The sequence below is a fragment of the Pseudomonas sp. TE3899 genome (assembly GCF_056279105.1).
Genome location: NZ_JBWBQR010000001.1, coordinates 2081895 through 2105274 on the forward strand (window position 1 = coordinate 2081895; position 23380 = coordinate 2105274).

Consider the following 23380-nt stretch of genomic DNA (forward strand, 5'->3'; position numbering starts at 1 on the left):
CTTGCCCGCGATGACGTCCGTGAGATCGCCATCGCGGGCAAGCCATGCGCCTACAGGGTATGCGCTCAATTCAGCGAGGCGCTGACCTTATCCGCCACATCCTTCGGCACCCACGCCTGCCACACGTCCGGGTGCGCCTTCATGAAAGCCTCGGCCGCCTGGCGCGGCGCCGTGTGCTTCTCACTCATTTCCGCCAGGGCCTTGTTCAACGGCTCGATCGGCAAATCGACCTTGGTGAAGAACGCCGCGATCTGCGGATATTGCTTCTGGAACGGCGTGGACACGCCAATCGACAGCTTGGACGCCAGGGAGCGGGTCGGTTTCGGATTCGGGTTGTCGGCGTCGGTCAGGGTTTTCCAGGCCTCGGCGTCGAACGGCGGCTCTTCCAGCTGGATCAGCTTGAACTTCCCGAGCAACGGTGTCGGTGACCAGTAGTAGAACAGCACCGGTTTGCCACGGCGGATCGACGAAGCAATCTCCGCATCCAGCGCCGCGCCGGAGCCGCTACGGAAGTTCACATAACTGTCGCTCAAGCCATAGGCCGTGAGTTTCTGCTTGTTGACCACTTCCGAAGTCCAGCCGATGGGGCTGTTGAGGAAGCGGCCTTTACCCGGACTTTCCGGGTCTCTGAAGACGTCCTTGTAGCGCGGCAGGTCGCTGACACTGCGCAAGTCCGGCGCCAGGGGCTTGATGCCTTTGGCGGGGTCGCCCTTGATCACGTATTCCGGCACCCACCAGCCTTCGGTGGCGCCCTTGACCGTATCGCCCAGGCTCACGACCTTGCCTTCGGCCTCGGCCTTGACCCACACCGGACTGCGCCCGGCCCACTCTTCGCCAATGACCTGGATGTCATTGTTGGCCAGCGCGGTCTCCAGGGTGATGGTAGTCCCTGGCAACGTGTCGGTCGGCAGGCCATAGCCTTTCTCGACAATGATCCGCAGGATATCGGTGATCAGACTGCCGCTTTCCCAGTTCAGGTCGGCAAAGTGAATCGGCGCCTGGGCGGCGAATACCGGGGTCGGCCCGGCCAACAAGCCAAACGTGGCCAGGGTAGCGGCCAACAACCGTCGAAGTCCTTTCATGCTTTTGCACCTCGTGCTTTCACAGCAATAGCAGGATGGCCTGACAGACAAGACCGCAAGCCTCTGAATACTCAGTCCACTGACTGTAGTAGAGGTTCCTGCTTTTTAGAGGCTGCAAGGTACAGGGATTACTTTTCAGAAGGTTGCTGCAAGCGCGCAAGCTCCCTTCGCACCATGCTGGCGTACTCCGCCGGGCGCAAGGTGTAGATCTGTGACGCCACCCAGGTCAGCCAACCGCCTTGCAGAATCGCCTTCTGGTCGAACAGGCGCTGGGCCTCGACCTGTGCACTGGCGAGGTTCTGCACATGGAAATCGGCGCGGGTCAGGGGCATTACTCGCTGGCCTTGAAGGTGATCAGTTCACCTTTGCGCCACTTCGCGGCCTTGGCGGTGACTGCCTTGAGGGTTTTGGTCAGGCCTTCCTGCAACTGCTGGTGGGCGGCGAACACCATCACCACGCTATGCCCTTCCTTGAACACGATGCCGTGGCCGTCGGCGGTGGTGACAAACGCGTAATCGCCCAGGCCGTAGACCGTCAGTTTGATTTCGCGGAACTTGATGTCCAGCTTGCCGCCTTCGCGACTGGGCAATACTGACGCGCTGAAATGATCGCCGACCTTGAGTTTCAGGCCGGGCTTGTCGTCCACAACAAGCGAGGCTTCGGTATCGATTTCGGCAATGTAGATGCCTTCGGCATTCTGTTCGGTGACATAGACAAAACGGGACTGAAACTGCTTAACCAACTTTGCCCGCAAATCACCCAGAACGAACAATGCGTGCATATCAAGATTACTTACTGCCAAGGAAACATCCCCACATCTGAAAATGATGCTGTACGCAGGAAAAACGCACAGCAGAAAAAATGGCCATGGCGAAGGGTTGCCGAATGAGCCGGGTTGAAATCCTGAGCTGAGCTGAGCGCTCATCCATCGCGAGGTAAGTGAGATTACTGGATTGTCACCCGCGCCGTCCCCCCAGACGTTCGCCAAACGTTGAAGGAAAAAGCCCTTCTCGCGGCCAGAAAAAGCGGACTACTGACTTTAGGGAAAATTCTCACTAAGAAAAGCACTTTTCCGACATATCGCCGGTAAAAAATTGCTTTAGATGGATGCCAATCGCCAACCAGTGATGGCGATTCTAGAGCAGCGATGCTCGTCGAGACTACTCAAAACAACGGACACACGTCGGTTAACACACGAAAAGGACTTCTTATGTGCACGATGACCCACTTTACAAATCACTCCACACTTCACGCAAACAGCCCTGCCTCCCTGCATTCGACGGTGTTTCAAGCCTATGCCCTGCCCGATCAGGCGCTTGCCCTGCCGCGCTTTCAGGTTGTACCGGCCGGCAAGTCTTTCTTCCATATCAAGGAAACTTCCACCGGTCGTGTAAGAGGTTTCCGCACTGACCATAACGACGCCTGCGCCCTCGCCCGCGCACTGGCGGCGCACACCTGACGTCGATCATTGTATTTATCGCCAATGACGTTTCGTCACGCCGACGACTTAACTCAGCCGTCGGCCGACAACTACTGCCATACTGCACGCCCCATGAATTCCGGCCCCTCGGCGGACGGCGTTCAATACACCAGAACATTTCCAAGGGAAGGCAGCTACGTGACGGAATTTGATATCGGCGAATTTTTTATCCGGGGCGAAGCCAGAGAGGTCGAAGGCGAATTCCAGGCTGTCATTGTCATGCGCGCCAAACCACCCTTGACCACCGTGACCTACCACCAGGTCGAGAAGGATCGCTGGTTCAAAACCTCCGATGTCGCGGCCATCGCCGCCCAGGACGCCGCCAAGGCCCTGAAGCTGGCGGTCGATGACGGCGCCCTGAAAGCCTGATCCCGCATTGCCGTCTATGCTCTCCCCTGCTTTGAACCATCGCAATCGAACTCCTGACGCGCGGCCCCCTCAGATGCAGTGAAGCCGCCCCTCAGATCTCGCACTCGACGCGACCCGCAAGGAGATGAACATGGATTCACCGACCCACGACTTGAAAGGTTTGTTCGACCAGCTCGGCCTGGACTCCAGCGAAAAGGCCATCGACGACTTCATCGCCAGCCACTCACCGCTTCCCGACGACAAGAAACTGATTGACGCCGAGTTCTGGACCCCGCAACAAGCCGGGTTCCTGAAAGAACAACTGCGTGAAGACGCGGATTGGGCGCGGGTGGTGGATGACTTGAACTTGCGCATGCACCAGGTTCACTAGCCCGCAAGTCTCGAGTTCCTTTCCTGTGGCGAGGAGGCTTGCTTGTGGCAAGAGGGCTTGCCTGTGGCGAGGGGGCTCGCCCCCGTTGGGTCGCGAAGCGCCCCCCTGCAATCTGTCGGGTAAACCGAGTTGCCTGGATCAACGACTGCTTCGCAGCCGAACGGGGTAATGCGGCATTCCGACAAGCCCCCCTCGCCACAAAAGTCCTCCAGGCCACCACTATGAGTTAGCGCGGTTGTTCCGGTTTATAGCCCAACCGCAATCCACCCCAATGCCGGCCCTTGACCGTGATCGGCACCGACAAATCGTGCATCAACTCGCCGGTGTCGCGGGTGTAGGTCTGCAACAACACCGGTTGCTGATGGCTACCGCAACGAATACCCGTGCGATCGGCAAACTTGCGCTTGGTGCGGTTCTGCATGGCGTCAACCTGCGCATCCCCGGTCAATGGCTGACTGAACACGGTGTTATGAGTCGGCACATAGCCCTGCTGCGTACAAGCGATGGCAAACACCAAGCCCTCATGCCGCGGTAGCAATGGCTCCTGGATCGGCGGCAGCACCTGATCGGTGTAACGGTCGAAACGGGTCTGGAACTTGGCCGGGCTGGTGTTGGGAATCGCCTGGTAATTGCGATCGAACAGGTCGTCGAGGCTGACGCGGCCCTGATCGATATCCGCTTCGAAGCGCGCAGCAATCTGGCTCGCCCCTTCACGGGCCAGGTCATAAATCCGTTGGTGGTAGTCGTCCAGCCCGACTTCGGCCAGGCGTTCGCTGATGGTTTCGGCCTGGCCTTCCATCTGCACGGCAGCCTGGGCCAGACGTTGGGTTTGCTGGTCACTGATCGCCAGGTCGCTGCGCATCTGTTCGATGGCATGGAACAGACTGTCCAGTTGCTCGCGGTTGGTTTCCGCGCCCCGGGCGATTTCTCCGACCTGATTTTCCACGCCGGCCGCCAGGCGGGCGATGTTTTCCAGATGCTGGCCGGTGTGTTCCACCTGTGCGACGCCAATGTCCAGATCACTGGAAAGCTGGCGGATCTGTTCCACCACTTGCGCGGTGCGCTGGTGGATGTCGGCGACCATCTCCCCGACTTCACCCGTTGCCGTCGCCGTGCGCGCGGCCAGGCCACGAACTTCATCGGCCACCACCGCAAACCCGCGACCGTGTTCCCCGGCCCGGGCGGCTTCGATGGCGGCATTGAGTGCCAACAGGTTGGTCTGGCTGGCGATGGATTGAATCACCATCGTGACCCGCTGAATATCGTCACTGCGCAAGCTCAAGGCTTCGATCAGCTCACGGCTGTTACTGGCGCGCTGACTGAGCTGGTGCATGCGCGCAATCGACTCGATCAGTTCGGTGCGCCCGGCGGCACTGCTTTGATGGGCCTCGCTGGCCGCGCTCAAGGCTTCGCGGCTGAGGGTCGACGTTGCCTGCTCGGTGCTGATCATCACTTGGGCGTTGCTGACGATCCGCTTGGCCGCGTCGAGTTGCGATTGCACCTTCTCCGCCAGTTGCTTGACCGAAAAGGCCACGCCAGCGGCGGACAGCGCGTTGTGACTGGTGGTGTAGGAAAGGTCGCGGGTCAGCTCGGCGATGGCGCTGGCGTTGTCCGCAGGGGTTGAATCGGGAATCGCGCGCGAGCGCAAGCGCGGCAACCAGACAATCAGCACGGCCACGGGCAGGCCGATATAAAGCGAGGCGCCGCCCAGGGACATGCCGCAGAGCAACAGCACCAGGGCGATGCTTTGCAAGGTCGGCGTCAGCCAAAGGTTCTTCGCCGCTGGCACGGGCGCAGGTATTGCCCCAACCAGAGATCCGTCTCTCGTCATCTTCGTCACCCCATGCGTCTTCTATTTGTTGTGACTGCATTAAACGCCACTAATGAGCCATTATCTATGGTCCGTTAGTCGTGGATCTTGCAGCAGGTCAATAGAAGTGCAGGGGTTTTGCGGACGGCAAAAAGCATCGCGGGCAAGCCTTGCTCCTACAGGAGCGAGGCTTGCCCGCGATGGGGGCGCTACGGAATCAGGCCTGACGCTGGTGCTTGTCGATCTGTTCGTGACGCTCTTGAGCTTCGATGCAGTACTTGGTGGTCGGGCTGATCAGCAGGCGTTTGAGGCCGATGGCCTCGCCGCTGTCATCGCACCAGCCGAAGCTGTCTTCTTTGATGCGTTCCAGAGCTTGTTCCAACTGAGGCAGCATGCGCTGGTCGCGATCGATCGCATTGACCAGCCAGGTGCGCTCTTCTTCAACGGAAGCCGCGTCGGCCGGGTCAGCCGGGGTGTCCAGGCTTTCGATGGCGATGCGGTTCTGTTCGATGCGCTCGTGGGTTTCGACTTTCATGTTCTGCAACAGCTCGGAGAAAAAAGCATGTTGCTCGGCATTCATGTAGTCATCCGCCGGCATGGCCAGCAACTTGTCCTTTGTCATTGATATCTCTATAAAAAAACGTGCATTAAGGCGAATTAGGGAGCGTTGCGCCGAACCTCGTTCGTCCGTCGCAAAGGCGCCATTTATTCCAAGCGCCACCCGGCACTCAATTTACGAGGGGCGGCAGTCTAAGGCCGACTTGAGGCCTCAGCAACTGAAAAGACAGCGAATTTGTCCGACAACACCCGGAAAGTGCTCTATGGCAGTCGTTGTGGTGGTTATCGGAGTGCGTTTATAGCAAGAAATTCAGTCCAGCGGCTGTATATAGAAGACAAACGGCAGCGCCACGCGGGTCAGGCGTGGCGCATTTTGCGAGTTGTTTCGACTTCAGCGCTTGAGTTTGCGCTTGTTGCGGTACTGGTCGATGACCACCGCCACCACAATAATCAAGCCCTTGATGATGTCCTGGATATACGCATCGACCCCGACAAAGGTAAAGCCGCTGGCCATGACGCCGAGGATCAGCGCGCCGATCACAGTGCCGGTAATGCGCCCGACGCCACCCGCCAGGCTGGTGCCGCCGATCACGGCGGCGGCAATCGCATCCAGTTCATAGGACATGCCCATCCCGGCCTGCCCGGTCGCGGCACGGGCCGAGGCCACCACGCCGGCCAGGCCTGCGAGCAACCCGGCGATGCTGTAGACGATCACCAGATGCCGTTTGACGTTGATCCCGGAGGTGCGCGCCGCCTGCATGTTGCCGCCGATGGCGTAGGTGTATTTGCCGTACTTGGTGTAGCGCAGGGCGATGTGGAAGATCACCGCCACCACCAGGAAGATGATCACCGGCATCGCGCCGTGGCCGATGGCGGTGTAGGAATCGGACAGCATGCTCACCGGTTGGCCTTCGGTGTAGTAGCGCGCCAGACCACGGGCCGAGACCATCATGCCGAGGGTGGCAATGAACGGGGGGATCCCGGTAACCGCAATGATGCTGCCGTTGATCGCCCCCGCCAGCAGCCCGACCCCGAGCCCGGCAATCACCGGGATCCACACAGGCAAGTCAGTCAGGGATGGAAACACCGCCCGGGCGAAATCCGAGGTCTGGGCCAGGCTGGCGGCAATCATCGCCGACAGCGCCAGCACTGAACCCGAGGACAGGTCGATACCGGTGGTGATGATCACCTGGGTCACGCCGATGGCCAGCAGACCAATGATCGACACTTGCAGGATCATCAGCACCAGGCGCTGGGAGTTCATCAGGAAGCTCTGGTCGCGCACGATCCAGCCAAACACCTCAAACACCAGGCCGATCCCGATCAGCACCAGGAAGATGCTCAACTCGGTCGGAAAGCGCCGACGACTCTTGGTCGGTGCCGTTGCTGGCTTGTTTTCCAGTATCGCGTTCATAACCCATCACCCTTCTATCGCGTCGCCCGCGCTGACCGCAGCCAGCGCCGGCATCAATTAGTGAACCGCGGACATACCCGAGGCCAATTGCATCACCCGTTCCTGGGTCGCTTCGCTGCGGTCGAGGGTGCCCATCAGGTCGCCCTCGTGCATGACCATCACCCGGTCGCTCATGCCGAGCACTTCCGGCAGCTCCGAGGAAATCATGATCACCGCCATGCCTTCGCTGGCGAGGTAGGAGATCAGCCGATAGATTTCGGCCTTGGCGCCGACATCGATGCCACGGGTCGGCTCGTCGAGAATCAGGATCCGTGGATTGGTCATCAGCCAGCGCGCGAGCAGGGCTTTCTGCTGGTTGCCGCCGGACAAGGTGTCGATGCACTGCTCAAGCGACGGGGTCTTGACCCGCAGCTTCTTGCACATGTCTTCGCACAGCACCCGCAGGGCTTTTTGCTGGATGAAACCGTGGCCGGCGTAATGCGGCAGCACGGCCATTTCCATGTTTTCCAGCACCGACAGGCACGGGAACAGGCCGCTGAGCTTGCGATCCTCGGTCAATAGCGCAAAGCCCTTCTCGATGGCCATGTGCGGATCGGTGATGCGCACCACCTGGCCATCGAGGCGAATCTCGCCGCCGTCGCTGGGCGTGATGCCGAAAATCGCTTCGGCAACGTTGGTCCGCCCGGAGCCCATCAACCCGGCGAGCCCAAGGATCTCCCCGGCATGCAGGTCGAAGGACACGCCTTTGAAAATGCCGTCCAGTTTCAGGTCGCGCACCGACAGCAGCAGATCGCCAATCGGCTTCTCGCGCACCGGGAACAACTGGCTCAACTCGCGCCCGACCATCATCGAAATCAGGCTGTCGCCGTCCATGCTGTCGGCCCGTTGCAGGCCGATGTAGGCGCCGTCGCGGAACACCGCCACTTCATCGGCGATGGCGAACACTTCGTTCATTTTATGGGTGATGTAGATGATGCCTTTGCCCTGGCTTTTCAGGTCGGCAATGATCGAGAACAGGTGCGCGACTTCCTTGTCGGTGATGGCCGAGGTCGGTTCGTCCATGATCAGGATGTCGGAGTCGTAGGACACGGCTTTGGCGATCTCGACCATCTGCCGTTCGGCGATGCTCAGGTTGCCGACCTGCTCTTCCGGATCGAGGTTGATGCGCAGACGTTCCAGCAGCGCGGCGGTGCAGCGGTGCATTTCCCGGTGATCGACCATGTGCAGGCCATTGAGCTGCTCGCGGCCGATCCAGATGTTCTCGGCGATGCTCATGTGCGGCATCAGGTTGAGTTCCTGGTGGATCATCGCGATCCCGGCCTGGAGTGCCGCCAGAGGTGTTTCGAACACCACTTTCTGCCCGCGAAGGCGCAGTTCGCCGGCGTCCGGCTGGTAGATGCCGGCGATGATTTTCATCAGGGTCGATTTGCCCGCGCCGTTCTCGCCCATCAGGGCCAGTACCGAGCCGGGGCGCACCCGCAGCTGCACATCGGACAAGGCAATCACACCGGGAAAACCCTTGCTGACGTTGATGATCTCCAGCAGGTACGGCTCATCGACAGGTGTTGCGGTTGGCTGGATCCCCGCCAACGGGGTGGCGCTCGAAGCAGTCGCTGAAGCGAACATGATCAGGTACTCCATCAGCAAGGTCGCGGTGGCCACCTTGCGTGCTTATTGTTGTTATTGAGCGGACGAGCTATTTGAAGGTGTCGACGTTTTGCGGGGTGATCAGGCGGTACGGCACCCAGACGTTCTGTTCCACGGGTTCGTTCTTGGCCATTTTCACGGCGGTGTCGATGGAACCGTCGGCCTGACCTTTCGCGTCCTGGAACACCGAGACCGTCATGTTGCCTTTCTTGATCGCGTTCAAGCCATCCGGCGTACCGTCGACCCCGGCGATCAGCACCGTGCCTTTGTCGACCCCGGCCTGATTCAGGGCCATCGCGGCGCCAATCGCCATTTCGTCGTTGTTGGCCACCACCGCGTCAAACTTGCGGCCCTGGGTCAGCCAGTCGTTGACCAGGGTCATGCCCTTGTCACGCAGCCAGATACCGGTTTGCTCTTGCTCGACCTTGATGTTCGGGTACTTGGCCAGCACCTCTTTGACGCCTTTGGTGCGGTTGGTGGTGGAATTGTTGGCCAGGTCGCCGAGCAGAATCACGATGTCACCCTTGCCGCCCATTTTGTCGGCCAGGTATTGCATCTGCATCTCGCCGGCCTCCATGTCATTGGACGCCACGGTGACCACGCCTTTAGGCAGTTTCAGGTCATCCGGGCGGCGGTTGACGTAGACCAGCGGAATGCCAGCCTTGACGGCGGCTTCGGTGATTTTTCGGGTGGCGGCGGTGTCCACCGGGTTGACCACGATGGCATCGACTTTCTGGCTGATGAAGCTTTCGACCTGGCTGAGCTGCTTGACCACGTCGCTGCGGGCATCTTCGAATTGCAGCTGCACGCCGTCGGGGTAGGACTTGGCTTTCTTGTCCATGGATTCGCGCAGGTAGGTCAGCCAGGTGTCGTCGAACTGGGACATGCTCACGCCGATCTTCATATCGGCCAAAGCAGCGCCGCTGGTGAACATCAGGGAGAGAGCAAGGGCGGTGAAACGGATCTGGGTCTTCATGAAAAGTCTTTCTCCACATTCTTGTTGGTTTTATGGATATGGCGTGACGATTTCAGTGAGCAGATAACAGTGAAACGTGGCGCGAGGCAGGTCGCTGGAAATGACTCTATTGGAATATAATTTCTATATCAACTCATTTTAGAATTTTATTCTGATTTTATTCCACGGTGGTCGAACAGGCCCAAATCCACCACTTGCCGGCGCTCGGCACTCAAGCGTGCAGCGTCCAGAACACGGGTGGTCGCCAGTGCATCACGGGCCTCGACCGGCAGTGGGCCACCGCTCTGTAACGCGGTTTGTAGCTGTAAATAGAACTGGTTCCAGCAGCCACGTTCGGAGGGAACGCGCTCGCGCACCTCGCCTTGTTCGAACCAGCCCCAGTTCCGGTGTTCCTCGACGCCCCAGCGTTCACCTTCGGATTTTGGTGAGAGCCCGGCAAGCGCCAGGGCCTCCTGCCCGTCCAGCCCATCGACGCTGTAGCAGCCCTGGGTGCCGGTGACTCGAAAGCGGGGGCCGGGGGTGTTTTGCAGGCAACTGCCGCCCAAGTGTGAAATCACACCGCTGGCGTGGGTCAGGGACATAAAGAAGCCGTTGTCGAAGGCCTGGCCTTTTTCCAGGTACTCCAATTCGGCGTAGACCTTGGTGACCGGGCCGAACAGCAACAACGCCTGATCCACCAAGTGGCTGCCGAGGTCGCGCAGGAAACCGCCGCCGCTGCCGTTGTTCACCGCGTGCGGCGAGTAGCGTTCGATCCGCGATTCGAAGCGAGTGACCTGCCCCAGCGCGCCGGACTCGATGAGTTTGCGCACCGTGAGGAAGTCCGAATCCCAACGCCGGTTCTGGTAGACGCTGAGCCGCACGCCCTGGCGCTCGGCCATGGTGATCAGGGTCTGCGCCTGTTGCGCATCGGCGGCGAACGGTTTGTCGCTGACCACCGCCACGCCGTGCTCGATGCCATCGAGCACCAGCGCCGGGCGACCCTTGAGCGGCGTGGACACCACCAGCACGTCGATCCCGGCTTCCACCAGTTGGCCGATGCTGTCGAAGGCCGGCACGTTGGGGTGTTCGGTGGCCAGCAACTGGCGGCGCTCCGGGGAACGGGTGACCACGCCCACGAACGTGGCGCCCGGCAGGCTGCTGAGCAGCGGAGCATGGAAAAACCGGCCGCCATGGCCGTAACCGACAAGTCCGATACGCATGATTCAACTCCTTCTTGATCGTTCCCACGCTCTGCGTGGGAATGCCGCCATGGACGCTCTGCGTCCGCTCTTGGGACGCGGAGCGTCCCGGGATTCATTCCCACGCAGAGCGTGGGAACGATCAGCGGTTAGCCGTAGAAGTGTGGGCGGTCTGGCAGGCTGACTTTGACGATCTGGCCGTTGTTCTGGGCTTCGATGCACGCGTCTGCCGCGACGGCGGCGGCGAAGCCGTCCCATGCTGATGGACCGCCCACCTGGCCTGCGCGAACACCATCAATGAAGGCCTGAAGTTCAACGTCATACGCGGCAATAAACCGATCCTTCCAGTCCATCAGAATCGCATTCGACAATTTCGCGCCACTGCGCAATTGCACCTGTTGCGGCTCCGGCAACTTGGCAATGCCGGTCTCCCCCACCACTTCGCACTGGATGTCGTAGCCGTACTGGCAATTGACGAAAACCTCCACGTCGATCCGCGTGCCCTTGGCCGTTTCCAGCAGGACGATTTGCGGGTCTTTCAAATGCGCGAGGGCTTTGCTGGATTTGCGTGGAAACACCACTTGCACCGAAACGTAGTCGTCGTCGAGCAACCAGCGCAGCACGTCCAGTTCATGGATCAGGGTGTCGGTGATGGCCATGTCGGTCTTGTAGTTTTCGCCCACGGTCGGGTTGCGGTGGGCGCAGTGCAGCATCAGCGGTTCGCCGATCTGGCCGCTGTCGATCACTGCTTTGAGGGCGCGATAACCTTCGTCGTACGGGCGCATGAAACCGACCTGCACCAGGCGTTTGCCGTGGGCCACTTCGGCCTCGACGATCTTGCGGCAGCCTTCAGCAGTGACCGCCAGGGGCTTTTCGCAGAACACCGGTTTGCCCGCGGCAATGGCCGCCAGCACAAACTCTTCGTGGCTCGGGCCCCAGGAGGTGACGAGGATCGCCTCGACTTCCGGCGCTTTGATCAGCGCGTGACCATCGGGGTAGACCTCGGCGGTCAGCTTCAGGTCGGACACGACTTTCGCCGCTTGCTGCAAGTTGATGTCGGTGACGGCAACCACCTGACTATTGAGCAAGGTCTGGCTACAACGACGGATATGGTCCTGGCCGATGGCCCCGGTGCCAATCACTCCAAGCTTCAAAGACATAAAAAACTCCTGCGAAAAATTGTTGTTGGTTTCAGGGGCAATCAGTACTGACGAGCCTTCGCCAGTCGTTCATTCAGGGTCTTGGCCACGGCATCGGTACGCGCACTGGTGGAAACCTGCGCCACGCCGACTCGCCACCACGACAGGTATTTGTGAATCATGGTCTTGGGCAAAACCTTGATATCGATCAGCGTCGAGACCGTCTGCAACCGCGCATCCGCCAACGCTGCTTGCAGCTCTGCAACGGTGTTCACTTTGTAAGTCTTGCAGCCATAAGCCGCCGCGCTCATGGCGAAATCCACCGGCACGAAGCCGCCATCGAGCTTGCCGGTTTCCGGATTACGGAAGCGGAACTCGGTGCCGAAGCTGTCCATGCCGTGTTCCATTTGCAGGTTGTTGATGCAGCCGAAGGTCATGTTGTCCAGCAGCACCACGTTGATCTTGCGCCGCTCCTGAATCGAGGTCGCCAGTTCCGAGTGCAGCATCATGTAGGAGCCATCGCCGACCAGCGCATAGACCTCGCGATCCGGCTCGGCGAGTTTCACACCCAGTGCAGCGTTCACTTCGTAGCCCATGCAGGAATAGCCGTACTCGACGTGGTAAGTGTTCACGCCCTTGCTGCGCCAACTGCGTTGCAAGTCGCCGGGCAGGCTGCCGGCGGCGGCGACGATCACCGCGTCGTCGGCCAGGGTTTCGTTGAGCACCCCGAGCACGCGGCTCTGGGTCAGGCAGGAACCGGTCAGTTCGATGAATTCGCGCAGCACGGCCGGGTCCATGTGGTCGTTGATTTCCGGGACGAAATCCTTGGCCTGGTAGTCGACCTGATAGATACGGTCGACTTCTTCGTCCAGTTGCGCCTTGGCCTGGCGCGGTTGATCGCCCCAGCTCGAGCGGTAGTCGCCCAATGCATCGGCCAGGGCCAGCAGACCGGTTTTTGCGTCGGCCAGCAGTTGCACGCCGTCGAGTTTCAGCGCATCGCAGGGGCTGATATTGAGGTTGAGAAATTGCACGTCCGGATGCTGGAACAAGGATTTCGACGCGGTGGTGAAGTCGCTGTAGCGGGTGCCGATGCCAATGATCAAATCAGCGTCCTTGGCCAGCAGATTCGCCGCCAGGCAACCGGTTTCGCCAATGCCGCCGACGTTCAGCGGATGGCTGGACACCACCGCACTCTTGCCGGCCTGGGTTTCCGCGAAGGGAATGTCGAAGCGTTCGGCAAACGCCTGCAACGCCGCATTGGCTCCGGAGTAACGCACCCCGCCGCCACAAATAATCAGCGGCTTGCGCTTGCCTTTGAACAGCGCCAGCGCATCGCCAATCATCGCTTCAGTAGCCGGACGCCGCTCGATGCGGTGCACGCGTTTTTGCAGGAAATAATCCGGGTAGTCGTAGGCCTCGGCTTGCACGTCTTGCGGCAAGGCCAGGGTCACCGCGCCGGTTTCGGCGGGGTCGGTGAGCACGCGCATGGCGTGGATCGCCGCGGTCATCAGTTGCTCGGGACGGTTGATGCGGTCCCAGTATTTGCTCACGGCCTTGAAGGCATCGTTGGTGCTGATGCTCAGGTCGTGGAACTGCTCGATCTGCTGCAGCACCGGGTCCGGTTGGCGGCAGGCGTAGACATCGCCGGGCAGCAGGAGCAATGGAATGCGGTTGGCGGTGGCGGTGGCCGCAGCGGTGATCATGTTCGCGGCGCCGGGGCCGACCGATGAGGAGCAGGCGTAGATCTTGCGCCGCAGGTGTTGCTTGGCGAACCCGATGGCGGCGTGGGCCATGCCTTGTTCGTTGCGGCCCTGATGCACGATCAGGTCGCCGCTGTCCTGCTCCAGGGCCTGGCCCAGACCGAGCACGTTGCCGTGGCCGAAAATGGTGAAGATCCCGGCGACGAATTTGCTCTGGACCCCATCGACCTCGATGTACTGGTTATCGAGGAATTTCACCAGGGCCTGGGCCATGGTCAGTCTTGTAGTGGTCATGTGCGCCCCTTTCAGGCCAAAGATTTTTGCAGGTGGCTCATGCTCGCGCCGATCGCCTGTTCGATATCCGCCAGGCCATGCACGCTGTCAGCAAAGGGTTCGAACGACAGGTAGCCCTCGTAACCGCTGGCGAGCAACGTCTCGATCTGCGCCGCATTGCCGAGAATGTCGCCCTCGCCCACCAGTACCCGATGGCCGTCGCGGATGCTGTTGAGCGGCGCTTCGGCATCCTCGACCCCGGAGATATGCACCAGCCCGGTCAGTTCAGGGAAAAACGCCTGCTCGCTGGCGAGGTGATGGTGAAAGGTGTCGTGCACCAGCCGGAACACATCCAGCCCACCGATGGCCTTGATCGCGTCCACCGCCGGACGTTTACGTCGCAGCGAGCACTCTTCAAACCCCAGCGGTTCAATGAACCCGAGAATGCCGTGATCGCGCAGGATCGGCGCCAGTTCAGTCAACGCCGTACGCAAACCCGAAACCCGTTCGGCTTCATTGCGCGGATCGGCGCGATCATTCAACGGGCACATCACCAGCCCTTGGGCACCGCAATCCCGGGCATACGCGGCAAGCTTCAAGGCCTGCACACGGCGCTCGTCATTCCACACATCAAACGGATACAACGCGTTGATCGACAGCACGGTGATGCCTTTGGCCGCGCACAACTCACGCACCGTTTCAGGCGCGGTGTCGTCTTCGATTTCGACGCCTTTGAGGTCGTTGCGGATCTCGATGGCGTCGGCCTTGAGGGTCACCGCCAGCTCAATGAACGCCGGCAGGGACAAACGGGGGGCGACCATACGGTTCAGGGCGAAACGCAGGGGCTTGCTCATTATTGTTGTTCTCCGCAGGTGAATTATTTGGCGGTTGGCATGCTGAATTCAGGACCCTTGGCGATGCTGTCGGGCCAGCGCTGCATCACGCTTTTGTAGCGGCTGTAGAAACGAATGCCTTCTTCGCCGTAGGCATGGTGGTCGCCAAACAGCGAGCGCTTCCAGCCGCCGAACGAGTGCCAGGCCATCGGCACCGGGATCGGCACGTTGATGCCGACCATGCCGACCTTGATGGTGCGGGCAAATGCGCGGGCGATGCCGCCGTCACTGGTGAAGCACGACACGCCGTTGCCGAACTCGTGGGCGTTGATCAAGGCCACGGCGCTGGCGAAATCCGGGACGCGAACGATGCCCAGCACCGGCCCGAAGATTTCTTGCTGGTAGATGCTCATCTCGGTCGTGACGTTATCGAACAGCGTCGCGCCGACGAAGAAACCGTTCTCGGCCCCCGGCACCTTGAAGTTGCGGCCATCAACGATCAGTTGCGCGCCCTGGGCCACGCCTTCGCCGATAAAGCCTTCGACCTTGGCCTTGTGCTCGGCAGTGACCAGCGGCCCCATGTCGCTGTCGCCCTGCAGGCCGTTACCGACTTTCAGTTGGTCGATACGCGGCAGCAACTTGGCAATCAACTGATCGCCGACATCCCCCACCGCCACGGCAATCGAAATCGCCATGCAGCGCTCGCCGGCCGAGCCGTAAGCGGCGCCGATCAGCGCGTCGGCGGCTTGATCCAGATCGGCATCAGGCATGACGATCATGTGGTTCTTCGCCCCGCCCAGCGCCTGCACTCGCTTGCCGCGAGCGGTGCCTTGCTGGTGGATGTACTCGGCAATCGGCGTCGAACCGACAAAAGAAATCGCCTCGATGTCCGGGTGTTGCAGCAACGCGTCCACCGCCACTTTGTCGCCCTGGACCACGTTGAACACACCGTCCGGCAACCCGGCTTCGGTGAGCAAACGGGCCATGAGCAAACTGGCCGATGGATCGCGCTCGGAGGGCTTGAGGATGAAGCAGTTACCGGTGACCAGTGCCAGCGGGATCATCCACAGCGGCACCATCACCGGGAAGTTGAACGGCGTGACCCCGGCACACACGCCCAGAGGCTGACGCAGGTTCCAGTTGTCGATGCCGCCGCCGATGTTGTCGCTGAATTCGGTTTTTAGCAGGTTCGGCGCACCGCAGGCGTACTCGACGATCTCGATGCCGCGAGTCACTTCACCCTTGGCGTCGGAGAACACTTTGCCGTGTTCGCGACTGATGATTTCGGCCAGCTCATCGTGGTGGCGGTCGAGCAGTTCCTTGAACTTGAACATCACCCGGGAGCGACGCAGGGAGGATTGCTCGGACCACGCCGGGAAGGCTTTCAGGGCCGAGGCCACGGCTTCGTCGACGGTCTTCTCGCTGGCCAATCCGACCCGCGCCTGCACCGCACCGGTGGCTGGGTTGAACACGTTGCTGAAGCGTTCGCTGCCGCTGTCCTGCACTTGGCCGCTGATGTAATGGCCGATGACCGGGGCGTTGCTCATTGTTCTTGTTCTCCGTGCAAGTGTTGGAATTAGAGATCCAGGAGCCAGCTATGCTGCGGATCGTTGTGGAACTGCCAGACGCGTTTCGGCCCGGCCATCACGTTCAGGTAATACGACTCGTAGCCGTACGGCACGCTGACCGGGTGGTACCCCTTGGGCACCACCACCAAGTCGCTGTTTTCCACGGCCATGGCCTGATCGATGCTGCGGTCATCGGTGTAGACCCGCTGGAACACGAAGCCCTGGGGCGGGTTGATCTGGTGGTAATAGGTTTCTTCGAGAAAGCTTTGGTGCGGCAGGTCGTCGGTGTCGTGCTTGTGCGGCGGGTAGCTCGACGAATGCCCGGACGGCGTGCGCACTTCCACCACCAATAGCGAATGGGCGGGCTCGGTGTCCGGCAGGATGTCGCAGACGTAGCGCGTGTTGGCGCCCTTGCCGCGCACACTGCGCTTCATTGACTCGGGTTTGATCAGGCGTGGGCCGAGGTTGTTGGCGGCCGAACCGGGCGCAGCGCACACGGCGATTTGCACGTCGCTGAGGGCGGTGACTTGGGCCTGGCTGCCGGGCGGCAGGTACGCGGCGAACGGAGATTTGTCTTCGAACACCGATTGGCGCTCGCCAATGTTGTCCCAATCGAACGCGCCCTGCCCCGGCGCTTCGCCCTTGAGGCTGACGCGACCGCTGAGCAGCACCAGGCACAGTTCCTTATCGCCCGCAGCCACCGGCAAGGTTTCGCCGAGGCTCAAGCGATACGCGGCGAAACCGACGTATTCCAACTCCCCTTTGCGCAGCTCGACCATGGTCCGGCCACGGGCATTGCTTTTGACCAGCAGGCTCATAATCCAATCCTCTCATCGAGCAACGTACGCAAGGTGTCGAAGCCTTTCTTGGCGTAGATGTAGCTCGGTGCGACCGCCGGGTCCTGCTCGGCTTCAACCACCAACCAGCCGTGGTAATCGGCGGCCAACAGCACGTCGAGCATGGCGCCAAAATCGATATCGCCATCCCCCGGCACGGTGAAGGTGCCGTTGATGATGCAGTCCGGGAAGCTCCACAGGTTGTTGCGCGCCAGTTGCACCACCGGTTTGCGCACGTCCTTGAAATGTACGTGGCAGATGCGCTCGATGTGTTTGCGCAGCACCTGCAACGGTTCGCCGCCACCCATGTAGCAGTGGCCCGAATCGAACAACAGGCCGACTTCGCTGCCGGTCAGCGCCATCAACTTGTCGATGTCCGCCGGGGATTCGACGTAGGCGCCCATGTGGTGGTGATACGCCAGGCGTACGCCTTGGGACAGGGTAAAACGCGCCAGTTCGGTGAGTTTGTCGGCGTATTCCTGCCACGCTTGCTCGGTGTGGAAACGCGGGCGTTCCACCAGTGGAATGCGCTGGCCTTGAATCGAGTCAGCGACTTCGCCGTACACCAGCACTTTGGCGCCGTTCTTCGCCAGCAGCTCGACATGGCTGCCGATGGCGTCGATTTCCTCGGCCACGGAGCGGCGGGCCAGACGGCTGGAGTACCAGCCGGAGACCAGCGCCAGGTCGTAAGGCCGCAGCACGTCACCGACGCCTTTGGCATCCTTGGGGAATTTACCGTTGAGTTCGAAACCTTCGTAGCCGATTTCCTTGCCTTCGCTCAACGCGGTGCTCAGCGGCGTCTCGCCACCGAGGGACGGCAGGTCATCGTTGCTCCAGGAGATCGGGTTGATGCCAATTCGAATAGCGGGCATGGCTGCACCTTTTATTGTTTTTTCTAAAATGTTCAACCGATTAATTGTGACTGGCTGAGCTTTTGTGGCGAGGGGGCTTGCCCCCGTTCGAGTGCGGAGCACTCGCTATTTTGGGACCGCTTCGCGCTCCAACGGGGGCAAGCCCCCTCGCCACAACGGGCCCGGTCGGCCTCATGATTGTGTTCAGGCCCGGGCCGTGCGCCAGGCGTCAATCAACTCGACAAACGTGCCCTGCACCTGGCGGATCAGCGTTTCATCGTCAATCTCCCCGGCCATCCACGCCCGGCTCGGTTCCTGGAAGATCGTCCGGCCTACGGCAAACCCGCGGCAGGTCTGGCTCTGGCTGGCCTGTTGAAAGCCTTCGGCCAACGCCGCCGCCGGGGCATTCAGGCCCAACAGAACGACGCCACGGCAGTACGGATCACGCGCCTGAATCAACTCATCCAGCTGCTTCCATTCCTCGGCACTCTGCGCTTCGATCTTCCACCACGCCGGGTAGATGCCCAGGTTGTAGAGGCGTTTCAGCGCCCGATACAGCACGTCCGGGTGCGCCGACGGGTGATCTTTGGGCGGGATGATTTCCAGCAGCAATTCGTGGCCGCTGACCTGAGATGCCTGGTACAAACCCTTGATCTGCGCTTCCTGCTCCAGACGCAGTAACGGCTCGTCGTCGGGGTGGAATTGCACCAGGCACTTGATGATTTGTTCTTGCGGCCAGGCAATCAGGTTGCTGCCGATGGAGCGTCCGTGTTCGAAGGCCAATGGCCGCGAACCCTGCACTTCCACTGGCCGCGCCACCCACCAGCCACGACCGGTGGCGGCGTTCAGCGAGTCCTGGCCGAAGCGTTGATCGGCCAGCAGCCCGACATCCGCCTCAATGCCTTGAGTGCGCAAATCCGCTTCGACCCGTTCCACTGCCTTTATAAAGAGTTGCTTGAGTTCGCAGATCGCGCTCAGGTCACGCGCGCCCTTGTGCGCCAGTTCCACCAGTTGCCCGCGATGGTCGAAGGCGAAGATGAACAGTTGCTTCCACTGTTTGCGCGGCACGCTGACTTGATGCAGGCGTTGCAGCGTGACGTCCTGATCCGGCCGGGTGATCGGCACCGGGCTGTTGAACAGATAGTCGAGTTCGGCGCGGGTCGGCATGGCCGGGGCGCAGGCGTGGCGCGACACCACCAGCCCGCCGCAGGCATTGGCCAACTGGCAGCAACGCTCGTCGCTGGCGTCCTCCAGCCAACCGGCGAGGAAACCCGACATAAAGGCATCGCCAGCGCCCAAGACGTTAAGTACTTCAACCCGCACGCCGGGGTAAATCGCGCCGTCTTCAAGACGTACCGGAATCACCCCGTGAATCACCGTGCAACCCTGCGGGCCGAGCTTGACCACCAACGTCGCGTCACTCAAACGTCGAACGTTACGCAGTGCAGTGAGCAAATCCTCAGAGCCGCCGGCAATCAAAAACTCTTCTTCAGTGCCGACGATCAGGTCAAAACGCGGGAGGATTTTCTGCACGTGCTGGCTGACGTTCTGGTCGGCGACGAAACGGGTTTCACCGTCCGCCTTACCCGCCAGGCCCCACAGTACCGGGCGGTAGTCGATGTCCAGAATGCGTTTGACGTTGTGCTTCTCGGCATAGTCCAGGGCCTGGATGCTCGCCTTGTACACGCCGTCGGTGGAGAAATGGGTGCCGGTGATCAGCAAGGCTTTGCTGGAGGCGATAAAGGCTTCGTTGATGTCTTCGGCCCGCAGCGCCATGTCGGCGCAGTTCTCGCGATAGAAGACCAAGGGAAAGGTTTCGCGGTCCTTGAGGCCCAGCAGGACCATGGCGGTCAGGCGTTCCGCATCGACCTTGATGCCGCTGACATCACAGCCTTCGCGGGCCAGGGATTCGAGCAGGAAACGGCCCATGTGGTCGTCCCCTACCCGGCTCAGCATCGCCGACTTGAGGCCCAGGCGTGCGGTGCCGAACGCGATGTTGGCGGAGGATCCACCGAGGTATTTGGCGAAGCTTGAAACATCTTCCAACCGCGCCCCGACTTGCTGCGCATAGAGGTCGACGCCAAGGCGCCCCAGGCAAATCAGATCCAATTGACGCCCACTGGCAAAACGAGTCTGGCCCATGCTGGCTCCTGTTATTTTTATCAGCCTGCGTTCGGGACGATGGCCGTGCCGAACACTCTTGGTGGATGCAGACTAAAACGACCGGGACCGAATAATCAATATTTATTCTATATATTTTTTACGTGGAATATTTTTTCCAATAAACTCCGGTACAAGCGTTCCAGAGCGCAGTGCATCGTTTCAGCAGCGTGTATGCCGACGGCATGCTCAAGATTTTATTCCGGCCTACCCTGTAGACTGCGCACAGCCAACCTATTGTCAGGGGATGACCGATTCGTCATTCCTATAAGAACAAGCCAGAAGGATCCTTTATGTCCCGCACCGATCAGCCGGCCACGACCGAGAGCCCGCCCGAGAGCGACCTTGAGAGCCCACCGATCAATGCCGAGCGTTTGCTGCAGCTGATCACCAACGAATACGAAAGCCTGCCGCGCCAGCTCAAACGCATCGCCAGCTACATGAGCCAGCAGAGCGACCGGATCATGGTCGACCGCATCAGCGACATCGCCCGGGAATGCGAAGTGCACCCGTCGGCCATCGTGCGGTTTTCCCAGCGCTTTGGTTTCAGCGGTTTCAGCGAAATGCAGGCGTTGTTCCGCGAGGCGTATACGCACAAAACCACGCCGGTGCAGAACTACCAGCAGCGCATCCGCAGCATGATCGCCAACAAGTCGCAGAAGGCCAGCGGCGGCGACCTCGCGCGGGAATGCATCGACGCCACGCTGTCGGGCATCGAACGCCTGGGCATGGAGCTCGACGATGTGGCCTTCGATAAGGCCGTGGATCTGGTGGTGAATGCCGACAACATCTACGTGGTCGGCGTGCGCCGCTCGTTCGCGGTGGCCGACTATCTGGTCTACAACCTGCAACACACCAACAAGCGTATTCACTTGGTGTCCGGGCTCGGTGGCAGCTACCGCGAGCAGATGCGCAGCGTGCGCGCCAATGATTTGGTGATTGCCATCAGCTTCACGCCGTATGGCAAGGAAACCCAGCATTGCCTGCGCATCGCACAGCATCATCAGGCGAAAACCTTGATCATCACTGACAGCAACCTTTCGCCGCTGGCCAAGCGGGCGAGCACGGTGTTGCTGGTCAATGAAGGGAGTTCGTTTGCATTCCGTTCGTTGAGTGCGACTTTGTGCTTGTGTCAGGCGTTGTTTATTGCGGTGGCGTATCGGTTGGAATTGAAGGTGGATGAGATTCATGAACAGGTGGGGTTTGAGGATTAGCGCGAGAGCGTTTGCAGGTCGCTGAACCTCTGACTAAGGTTGTCCGCATCGCGAGCAAGCTTTGCTCCTACAGGGGAACGCAGATGAAACTGATCGGCATGCTGGATTCGCCCTATGTGCGTCGGGCGGCTATTTCCGCCCGGTTGTTGGGCATCGACCTGGAACATGAATCGGTGTCGGTGTTCCGGCATTTCGAGCAATTCCAGCAGATCAACCCGGTGGTCAAGGCGCCGACGCTGGTGCTGGATGATGGCGAAGTGTTGATGGATTCGACGTTGATCATTGACTACCTCGAAGCACTGGCCGGGCCTTCGAAGAGTTTGATGCCGAGTGATCTGAAGCAGCGCTTGCGCTCATTGCGGGTGATTGGGCTGGCACTGGCGGCGTGCGAGAAGTCAGTACAGCTTTACTACGAACGTAATCTGCGGCCGGCGGATATTCAGTATCAGCCGTGGGTCGAGCGGGTTGAAGGGCAACTCGCTGCGGCCTATTCGGCGCTGGAGCGGGAGCTGTCGAAGCAACCGCTGCCGGGTGGTTCCGAGATTGCCCAGGACGGCATTACCGTCGCGGTCGCTTGGAGTTTCACCAACCTCGTAGTCCCGGATCAGGTCGATGCCACACGCTTCCCGCACATTGCTCAATTCACCGCGCAGGCGGAAAAGCTTGAGGCGTTCATCGCTACCCCGATAACCTGAGCCGCCCTTCTCCACGGATTCGCTCATGACCGCCGCTGAAACCCCTGCCCCGGCGCTGAAGGAAATCTTCAACGCCGAGCGCCTCAAGCACATCGCGACCGAAATGACGGCGGTCTACCCGGCATTCAACGCCAAAGCCTTCCTGAAAATGGCCAATGAAGGCCTGGCTGACCTGTCGATCATGCAGCGCATGGCACGGGTCAGCGAGTGCCTGCATGCGGTGTTGCCGCTTGGGTATGAAGAGTCTCTTGAAGTGCTGCGCGCCCTCGCCCCTCGGCTGAACAGTGGTTTTGTCAGCATCTCCCTGCCGCATTACGTCGCGATGTACGGCGCGCATGACTTTGAACAGTCGATGGAAGCGCTTAAGTTTTTCACCTCATTCGGCTCTTCTGAATTCGCGATCCGGCATTTTCTGCGCAGTGATCTTGAGCGCTCGCTGGCGCTGATGCAGGTGTGGTCGCGGGATGAAAACGAACACGTGCGGCGTCTGGCCAGTGAAGGCAGCCGGCCGCGATTGCCGTGGTCGTTTCGCCTGGAACCGATTCAGGCTGACCCTAGGTTGGCGGCGGCGATACTCGATAACCTCAAGGCGGATGAAAGCCTGTATGTGCGCAAATCCGTGGCCAACCACCTCAATGACATCACCAAGGACCACCCCGACTGGGTGCTGGACTTGATCGAGGGCTGGTCGCTGGAGAACAAGCACACGGCGTGGATTGCCAAGCATGCGTTGCGCAGTTTGATCAAACAGGGGAATCAGCGGGCGTTGGCGGTGATTGGGGCGGGTGGGAAGCCTGAGGTTGAGATGATCGATGTGAAGGTTGAGCCGGCGGTGATTCGATTGGGGGAGAAAATCACGCTTTCGTTTAGCGTGAAATCCACAGTGGCGGAGAGTCAGCGGTTGGTGATTGATTATGCGATTGATTACGTCAAAGCCAATGGCGGGACTTCGGCGAAGGTGTTCAAGCTCAAAGCACTGACCCTGCCCGGCCACGCCAGCGAATTGGTCAGTCGTGGGCAGCAAATCAAGGAACTCACCACGCGCCGGCACTACGCGGGCGCACACGCCGTGCACATCATGGTCAACGGCGAACGCCTGGCCAGCACCTCGTTCGAAATCCTCCCCTGAAACACGATCCCCGTAGGAGCGAGGCTTGCTCGCGAAGAACGATAACGCGGTGTGTCAGGTACGACGCCTTCGCGAGCAAGCTTCGCTCCTACAAGAGA

Annotated in this window: 22 protein-coding genes; 6 read left to right on the forward strand and 16 right to left on the reverse strand. The window is 60.4% G+C overall.

The genetic code is table 11. The features are described 5' to 3' along the window. Window positions 1–65 precede the first annotated feature (65 nt). From ACZ89E_RS09225 to ACZ89E_RS09235, 3 genes are all read right to left on the reverse strand, one after another. Window positions 66–1082: an ABC transporter substrate-binding protein gene (locus tag ACZ89E_RS09225; RefSeq protein ID WP_463260399.1), complete on the reverse strand. Its 1017-nt coding sequence runs from the start codon at window positions 1080–1082 to the stop codon at window positions 66–68. A 128-nt stretch (window positions 1083–1210) separates the two neighbouring features. After that, a complete protein-coding gene (locus ACZ89E_RS09230; RefSeq protein ID WP_149658377.1) occupies window positions 1211–1414 on the reverse strand; it encodes a hypothetical protein in 204 nt (67 codons plus the stop codon). Beyond that, complete coding sequence (locus ACZ89E_RS09235) at window positions 1414–1884, reverse strand: hypothetical protein (RefSeq protein ID WP_149658378.1); 471 nt, start codon at window positions 1882–1884, stop codon at window positions 1414–1416. The genes ACZ89E_RS09230 and ACZ89E_RS09235 overlap by 1 nt, the downstream gene beginning before the upstream one ends. A 408-nt stretch (window positions 1885–2292) precedes the next feature. Here ACZ89E_RS09235 and ACZ89E_RS09240 point away from each other — a divergent pair, with 408 nt between their 5' ends. The 3 genes from ACZ89E_RS09240 to ACZ89E_RS09250 all read left to right on the forward strand — a co-directional run bounded on the left by ACZ89E_RS09240 (window position 2293) and on the right by ACZ89E_RS09250 (window position 3301). Next, window positions 2293–2541 carry a hypothetical protein gene (locus ACZ89E_RS09240; RefSeq protein WP_463260398.1) on the forward strand — a complete coding sequence of 83 codons (249 nt, stop codon included), beginning with the start codon at window positions 2293–2295 and terminating at the stop codon, window positions 2539–2541. Between the two features lie 159 nt (window positions 2542–2700). Beyond that, window positions 2701–2931, forward strand: a complete 231-nt coding sequence (locus ACZ89E_RS09245; protein ID WP_149658380.1) for a hypothetical protein — start codon at window positions 2701–2703, stop codon at window positions 2929–2931. Between the two features lie 130 nt (window positions 2932–3061). Beyond that, entirely contained in the window at window positions 3062–3301 is a 240-nt protein-coding gene (locus ACZ89E_RS09250) for a DUF2789 domain-containing protein (RefSeq protein ID WP_054052826.1), read from the forward strand. Between the two features lie 226 nt (window positions 3302–3527). Here the strand turns inward: ACZ89E_RS09250 and ACZ89E_RS09255 are convergent, their stop codons facing one another. The 13 genes from ACZ89E_RS09255 to ACZ89E_RS09315 form a co-directional block, all read right to left on the reverse strand. Further along, complete coding sequence (locus tag ACZ89E_RS09255) at window positions 3528–5132, reverse strand: methyl-accepting chemotaxis protein (RefSeq protein ID WP_476255436.1); 1605 nt, start codon at window positions 5130–5132, stop codon at window positions 3528–3530. A gap of 196 nt (window positions 5133–5328) precedes the next feature. Then, complete coding sequence (locus ACZ89E_RS09260) at window positions 5329–5733, reverse strand: TraR/DksA family transcriptional regulator (RefSeq protein ID WP_007907888.1); 405 nt, start codon at window positions 5731–5733, stop codon at window positions 5329–5331. 327 nt (window positions 5734–6060) lie between these two features. After that, window positions 6061–7083 carry an ABC transporter permease gene (locus tag ACZ89E_RS09265; RefSeq protein WP_054052830.1) on the reverse strand — a complete coding sequence of 341 codons (1023 nt, stop codon included), beginning with the start codon at window positions 7081–7083 and terminating at the stop codon, window positions 6061–6063. A gap of 57 nt (window positions 7084–7140) precedes the next feature. Beyond that, on the reverse strand, window positions 7141–8709 hold the full coding sequence (locus tag ACZ89E_RS09270) for a sugar ABC transporter ATP-binding protein (protein WP_463260397.1): 1569 nt from the start codon (window positions 8707–8709) through the stop codon (window positions 7141–7143). 70 nt (window positions 8710–8779) lie between these two features. Then, window positions 8780–9706, reverse strand: a complete 927-nt coding sequence (locus tag ACZ89E_RS09275) for a sugar ABC transporter substrate-binding protein (RefSeq protein ID WP_149658384.1) — start codon at window positions 9704–9706, stop codon at window positions 8780–8782. Window positions 9707–9852: 146 nt separating this feature from the next. Continuing rightward, window positions 9853–10905, reverse strand: a complete 1053-nt coding sequence (locus ACZ89E_RS09280) for a Gfo/Idh/MocA family protein (protein ID WP_476255437.1) — start codon at window positions 10903–10905, stop codon at window positions 9853–9855. Between the two features lie 128 nt (window positions 10906–11033). After that, a complete protein-coding gene (iolG, locus tag ACZ89E_RS09285) occupies window positions 11034–12044 on the reverse strand; it encodes a bifunctional inositol 2-dehydrogenase/D-chiro-inositol 1-dehydrogenase (protein WP_348132388.1) in 1011 nt (336 codons plus the stop codon). Window positions 12045–12085: 41 nt separating this feature from the next. Beyond that, entirely contained in the window at window positions 12086–14017 is a 1932-nt protein-coding gene (gene iolD, locus ACZ89E_RS09290) for a 3D-(3,5/4)-trihydroxycyclohexane-1,2-dione acylhydrolase (decyclizing) (RefSeq protein WP_476255438.1), read from the reverse strand. An 11-nt stretch (window positions 14018–14028) separates the two neighbouring features. Next, window positions 14029–14850: a TIM barrel protein gene (locus ACZ89E_RS09295; protein ID WP_476255439.1), complete on the reverse strand. Its 822-nt coding sequence runs from the start codon at window positions 14848–14850 to the stop codon at window positions 14029–14031. A gap of 23 nt (window positions 14851–14873) precedes the next feature. Beyond that, entirely contained in the window at window positions 14874–16376 is a 1503-nt protein-coding gene (locus ACZ89E_RS09300) for a CoA-acylating methylmalonate-semialdehyde dehydrogenase (protein WP_476255440.1), read from the reverse strand. Window positions 16377–16405: 29 nt separating this feature from the next. Then, window positions 16406–17215 (reverse strand): 5-deoxy-glucuronate isomerase, encoded by an 810-nt coding sequence (iolB, locus tag ACZ89E_RS09305; protein ID WP_149658389.1) that lies wholly within the window; start codon window positions 17213–17215, stop codon window positions 16406–16408. Further along, window positions 17212–18105 carry a myo-inosose-2 dehydratase gene (iolE, locus tag ACZ89E_RS09310; protein ID WP_476255441.1) on the reverse strand — a complete coding sequence of 298 codons (894 nt, stop codon included), beginning with the start codon at window positions 18103–18105 and terminating at the stop codon, window positions 17212–17214. The genes iolB and iolE overlap by 4 nt, the downstream gene beginning before the upstream one ends. A gap of 183 nt (window positions 18106–18288) precedes the next feature. After that, the gene (locus tag ACZ89E_RS09315; RefSeq protein WP_149658391.1) at window positions 18289–20226 is read right to left on the reverse strand and encodes a bifunctional 5-dehydro-2-deoxygluconokinase/5-dehydro-2-deoxyphosphogluconate aldolase; all 1938 of its coding nucleotides are present in this window, start codon (window positions 20224–20226) and stop codon (window positions 18289–18291) included. Between the two features lie 311 nt (window positions 20227–20537). Here ACZ89E_RS09315 and ACZ89E_RS09320 point away from each other — a divergent pair, with 311 nt between their 5' ends. From ACZ89E_RS09320 to ACZ89E_RS09330, 3 genes are all read left to right on the forward strand, one after another. Beyond that, window positions 20538–21458 carry a MurR/RpiR family transcriptional regulator gene (locus ACZ89E_RS09320; protein ID WP_463260388.1) on the forward strand — a complete coding sequence of 307 codons (921 nt, stop codon included), beginning with the start codon at window positions 20538–20540 and terminating at the stop codon, window positions 21456–21458. A gap of 83 nt (window positions 21459–21541) precedes the next feature. Beyond that, window positions 21542–22153, forward strand: coding sequence for a glutathione S-transferase (locus ACZ89E_RS09325; protein WP_476255442.1), 612 nt, complete (start codon window positions 21542–21544; stop codon window positions 22151–22153). A gap of 25 nt (window positions 22154–22178) precedes the next feature. Continuing rightward, complete coding sequence (locus tag ACZ89E_RS09330; RefSeq protein WP_476255443.1) at window positions 22179–23282, forward strand: DNA alkylation repair protein; 1104 nt, start codon at window positions 22179–22181, stop codon at window positions 23280–23282. Window positions 23283–23380 lie beyond the last annotated feature (98 nt).

Excerpts from the sequence above, each read along its gene's own strand:
- iolB (WP_149658389.1), bottom strand. The coding sequence starts at position 17,215 with ATGAGCCTGCTGGTCAAAAGCAATGCCCGTGGCCGGACCATGGTCGAG.
- ACZ89E_RS09260 (WP_007907888.1), bottom strand. The coding sequence starts at position 5,733 with ATGACAAAGGACAAGTTGCTGGCCATGCCGGCGGATGACTACATGAAT.
- ACZ89E_RS09275 (WP_149658384.1), bottom strand. The coding sequence starts at position 9,706 with ATGAAGACCCAGATCCGTTTCACCGCCCTTGCTCTCTCCCTGATGTTC.
- iolE (WP_476255441.1), bottom strand. The coding sequence starts at position 18,105 with ATGCCCGCTATTCGAATTGGCATCAACCCGATCTCCTGGAGCAACGAT.
- ACZ89E_RS09300 (WP_476255440.1), bottom strand. The coding sequence starts at position 16,376 with ATGAGCAACGCCCCGGTCATCGGCCATTACATCAGCGGCCAAGTGCAG.
- ACZ89E_RS09250 (WP_054052826.1), top strand. The coding sequence starts at position 3,062 with ATGGATTCACCGACCCACGACTTGAAAGGTTTGTTCGACCAGCTCGGC.
- ACZ89E_RS09255 (WP_476255436.1), bottom strand. The coding sequence starts at position 5,132 with ATGACGAGAGACGGATCTCTGGTTGGGGCAATACCTGCGCCCGTGCCA.
- ACZ89E_RS09325 (WP_476255442.1), top strand. The coding sequence starts at position 21,542 with ATGAAACTGATCGGCATGCTGGATTCGCCCTATGTGCGTCGGGCGGCT.
- ACZ89E_RS09320 (WP_463260388.1), top strand. The coding sequence starts at position 20,538 with ATGTCCCGCACCGATCAGCCGGCCACGACCGAGAGCCCGCCCGAGAGC.
- ACZ89E_RS09295 (WP_476255439.1), bottom strand. The coding sequence starts at position 14,850 with ATGAGCAAGCCCCTGCGTTTCGCCCTGAACCGTATGGTCGCCCCCCGT.
- ACZ89E_RS09265 (WP_054052830.1), bottom strand. The coding sequence starts at position 7,083 with ATGAACGCGATACTGGAAAACAAGCCAGCAACGGCACCGACCAAGAGT.
- ACZ89E_RS09230 (WP_149658377.1), bottom strand. The coding sequence starts at position 1,414 with ATGCCCCTGACCCGCGCCGATTTCCATGTGCAGAACCTCGCCAGTGCA.
- ACZ89E_RS09270 (WP_463260397.1), bottom strand. The coding sequence starts at position 8,709 with ATGTTCGCTTCAGCGACTGCTTCGAGCGCCACCCCGTTGGCGGGGATC.
- ACZ89E_RS09225 (WP_463260399.1), bottom strand. The coding sequence starts at position 1,082 with ATGAAAGGACTTCGACGGTTGTTGGCCGCTACCCTGGCCACGTTTGGC.
- iolG (WP_348132388.1), bottom strand. The coding sequence starts at position 12,044 with ATGTCTTTGAAGCTTGGAGTGATTGGCACCGGGGCCATCGGCCAGGAC.
- ACZ89E_RS09280 (WP_476255437.1), bottom strand. The coding sequence starts at position 10,905 with ATGCGTATCGGACTTGTCGGTTACGGCCATGGCGGCCGGTTTTTCCAT.
- iolD (WP_476255438.1), bottom strand. The coding sequence starts at position 14,017 with ATGACCACTACAAGACTGACCATGGCCCAGGCCCTGGTGAAATTCCTC.
- ACZ89E_RS09315 (WP_149658391.1), bottom strand. The coding sequence starts at position 20,226 with ATGGGCCAGACTCGTTTTGCCAGTGGGCGTCAATTGGATCTGATTTGC.
- ACZ89E_RS09330 (WP_476255443.1), top strand. The coding sequence starts at position 22,179 with ATGACCGCCGCTGAAACCCCTGCCCCGGCGCTGAAGGAAATCTTCAAC.
- ACZ89E_RS09240 (WP_463260398.1), top strand. The coding sequence starts at position 2,293 with ATGTGCACGATGACCCACTTTACAAATCACTCCACACTTCACGCAAAC.